Origin of the sequence: Lutispora sp. (assembly GCF_041687175.1) — a bacterium.
In the GTDB taxonomy this organism is placed as follows: Bacteria; Bacillota; Clostridia; order Lutisporales; family Lutisporaceae; genus Lutispora.
Genome location: NZ_JAWLCK010000082.1, coordinates 1 through 3,642 on the forward strand (window position 1 = coordinate 1; position 3,642 = coordinate 3,642).

The window sequence follows — 3,642 nt, forward strand, 5'->3', positions numbered from 1 at the left end:
TATTTGATGACAGAGATAACTCCCAGACTCAAAGAAGCAGCTCAAAGCTTCAAGGAGATAAAAAGAGAGATTGTCAATAATCTGGATATGGCGGCAAGATACATAAAGGAATCTGGAGCTTCAGCTATCCACAATGCCAAGGTGAATTTGCAGAAAACCATAGACCTATTGGACAAAGCTATTTTGAAAAGCGATATAGCATTGCTTGGTGATATGAAGCTGGAGAAGGAATTGCTGAAGGCAGATAGTTTGCTTCAGAAAGCCAGGACTTTGCTGGACAAAGGAGATTACAACAAGGCATGGGATATTGTAGATAAAGTAAAAAGAAGCATTGAGGCACTGAACTGGAAGCCTTCCAATAGCAGAGTGATTCATCTGGCAAGCTTAAAGGATGGTCTTAGGGAAAGTCCTAATATTGAGGACAAGCTTAAGGTTGCATTTAAAGCCCTTAATGATAATTTTAAAAATCAGGATTATACTCCAAGGAAGGTATATGAAGCTATAAGAATATTGGGAGGGGATCATGAGGGGGAAACTGGAAGGTTTCTAGCTGGAGAGAAAGTCAATCAGGAAGATCTTCATAACAATATTAAATCTTTGCTTATGAGGCTTTCGGATAAAGAGGGTGCCGCTTCGGAACTGGTTCAGAAAATCTCCGGGAATCAGCTATTAAATAAGGAAAGCAACGGGGTTCTCCAGTCAATGTTCTTTGCACTGCCTTTGGTTATTAACGGTAAGATAAGCGACATGAAGGTATATATCAACTCTAAAAAGGATGAGAAAAAACTGGACTGGCAAAACTGCAGCATATTTTTTCTAATAGATACTAAGAAGCTGGGAGAGACAGGGGTTTTGTTGCAAGCCTCAGGAGGTAATCTGAATATTACAGTTAAGAATGATAGAGATGATCTGAAAGATATAGTGAGTCCTTTGCTTCAAGGATTTCAGGAAAATCTTAAGGAATTGGGTTATGAAGTAGGCAGCATAAATTTTACAAGACTGAATAGCAAGGAAGAGGACAAGACTCTAAATCCAAATCGCTTGGGTGCTGTGTCTGCAAACCCAACAAGCACAATAAAGAAAGGATTTGACATTAGAATATGATATACAAAAATATAAATCAAAGCCAGAAAAGAAAAAAGTCGGGAATGATGGCTGCAGCTCTTCATTATGATGACAGCGATGATGGTGCACCAAAGGTTGTTGCCAGCGGAAAGGGATTGGTAGCAGCAAAGATAATTGAAATGGCAAAGGAACGGAGTATACCTATAGAAGCGGATATGAGCCTTGTGGCAGAGCTTATCGATATGGACTTAGGTGATAATGTGCCACCTCAGCTTTACTCTGTTATAGCTGAGATATTGCTGCTTATTGAAAGAATGGAGAGTACAGTATAAAGATTAAGAGGTTTTATGACGATATTTTAAGTGAAGGAATCTGGAGGTGTTATTTTGAGGATATATAGTGAACATGAAATAATGGAGATGAAACCTCAGGAGCTTACCTCTCTGCTATATCAGGCATTTTTGGAGAAGCTGAGAGGAGCTATAAAAGCCCTTGATAAAGGAGACCCTGTAGGCTCCAATTATCTGCTCCAGGGCTGCAATGATATATTGGAAAGACTGGGAGGAGGAATCAACTATAAGGCAGGGATTATAGCTGATCAGTTGGAAGCCTTGTATGATTTTTGTTCCCAGAAGCTTATAGAAGCAAATATTAATAAAGATAAAGAAATGTTGGAACAAGTATTAAAGATTATGGAGAATATATCTCAAGGCTGGTTTACAGCTATGGAAGCTTCTAATCTGGAAACAGGGATTAGTAAAAGACTGGAATACTATGAGGATCATTTATATTATGAGCTAGCAAATGTGGATATTATGGAATGAAGTTACTTTGAAGAAAGGAGATTAAAATATGAGGATAAATACCAATATCCAGGCAATAAATGCCTATAGACAATTAACAGTGAGCCAGGGTAAGGTTTCAAAGAATATTGAGAAACTCTCCTCCGGCTTGAGAATTAACAGAGCCGGCGATGATGCAGCAGGCCTAGCCATATCAGAAAAGATGAGATCCCAGATAAGGGGGCTGCACATGGCGGAGAGAAATACATTGGACGGAGTATCTTTGATACAGACTGCCGAAGGTGCTCTACAGGAAGTACATAATTGCCTTCAAAGAATGAGGGAGTTGGCTATACAGGCTGCCAACGGAACCATGGCTGAAAGCGATAGATTAGCTATACAAAACGAAATCGATCAACTGACTTACGATATAGACAGAATTGCAAAGACAACCCAGTTTAATGCAAATCCACTTCTCAGAGGTTCTCTATTATCAAGGCCGGTAATAACTACTAATTCACCGGAAATAAAGTATGCAGGAAGCGGCACCTGGAAAGGGGATGTGGTAGCTGAACCCAGTGAAAGAGGACAGGTAGAGCTTGAACTGACAGCTAATCCAATAGATGGGCAGTGGCTAGTTATAAATGGAAAGTATTATGAATTTGAAAAGCCAGACGATCCTTCTGATCCAGATGACGAAAAGTGGGGTGTACAAGCTGGTCGCATTGCTGTAATGGTTGGTAATGATAGTGAAGAAACCCTGAATAACTTATTGGATGCCATAGCACAAAGCGATAACATGTTTGATAGCGTAACCAGTGAAGTTATAGGATCTAGTCTATTCCTTAGAACAACTAAAAATATGTCTCCACTGGAAGCTAAGCAGATTGAAGTAGATAAAGGCGGTTCAGGCGCCAGCTTTAAAGATGATGAAGGGAATGAAACAACAACTTTAAATGCCCCAGACACTTCCTCCAATTGGAAGACAGTGTATCTCAATTTTACAGAGCTGCCCAAGCCAGGAGACCAAATTATAATAGATGGTGTAACTATTAGCTTTGCAGATAATTCTGTGCCTTATGATGACAGCACTAATAAAGCAGCGGTGGGAGTTAAGGATAGGACTGTATATGATGTTCTAGCAGAAGTATATAATGTTATAACTGCTGCGAAAAACGAGAGTAAAGCAGAGGCTTTGGCAGATTATAAAGTTAATGGTAACTCATTGATACTTTCTACCAACAAGACTGATGATGGTGATGGTAATGCATTGGAAGTTGAATTCAGGGATAATGATTTTGAAACCTATGCAGGTAAGGAAATGGATATAAAGCTTCAGATAGGAGCAAATGACAGTGAAAGCATGAACCTTCTCATAGGTGTTGTAGATACAGCATTTTTGGGAATCGCCAGAAAGGCAGATCATAAAGGCATAATTTCTACTGCAGGAGTAGATGCAGAAGCAGGAATAAGTGTACTCAATGAAGAAGATGCTAATAATGCCATAGGATTCTTCGACAATGCCATAAGGATGGTTTCTGAGTCCCGTTCCAGACTTGGAGCTTATCAGAACAGGCTGGAGCACACCATATCAAACTTGACAACAGCAGCAGAAAACATGACTGCGGCAGAATCAAGAATAAGAGATGTGGATATGGCTCTGGAGATGTCAGAATTCACGAAGAACAACATAATAAATCAAGCTGCAACAGCTATGTTGGCTCAGGCAAACCAACTACCCCAAGGCATACTGCAGCTATTACAGTAGCAAAAAAGACCCAAAAGGAATACCCTA

3 protein-coding genes and 1 pseudogene are annotated in these 3,642 nt (G+C 39.8%); all 4 read left to right on the top strand.

All coding sequences use genetic code 11. The features are described 5' to 3' along the window. Window positions 1-1,104: pseudogene (locus tag ACESM9_RS11155) on the top strand (hypothetical protein); the annotation flags it as partial. Then, the gene (locus tag ACESM9_RS11160; RefSeq protein WP_372998375.1) at window positions 1,101-1,397 is read left to right on the top strand and encodes an EscU/YscU/HrcU family type III secretion system export apparatus switch protein; all 297 of its coding nucleotides are present in this window, start codon (window positions 1,101-1,103) and stop codon (window positions 1,395-1,397) included. The pseudogene ACESM9_RS11155 and the gene ACESM9_RS11160, both read left to right, overlap by 4 nt. 54 nt (window positions 1,398-1,451) lie before the next feature. After that, complete coding sequence (gene fliS, locus ACESM9_RS11165; protein ID WP_372998378.1) at window positions 1,452-1,889, top strand: flagellar export chaperone FliS; 438 nt, start codon at window positions 1,452-1,454, stop codon at window positions 1,887-1,889. A gap of 28 nt (window positions 1,890-1,917) precedes the next feature. Further along, window positions 1,918-3,615: a flagellin gene (locus tag ACESM9_RS11170; RefSeq protein ID WP_372998381.1), complete on the top strand. Its 1,698-nt coding sequence runs from the start codon at window positions 1,918-1,920 to the stop codon at window positions 3,613-3,615. The last annotated feature ends 27 nt before the right edge of the window (window positions 3,616-3,642 follow it).

Excerpts from the sequence above, each read along its gene's own strand:
- ACESM9_RS11170 (WP_372998381.1), top strand. The coding sequence starts at position 1,918 with ATGAGGATAAATACCAATATCCAGGCAATAAATGCCTATAGACAATTA.
- ACESM9_RS11160 (WP_372998375.1), top strand. The coding sequence starts at position 1,101 with ATGATATACAAAAATATAAATCAAAGCCAGAAAAGAAAAAAGTCGGGA.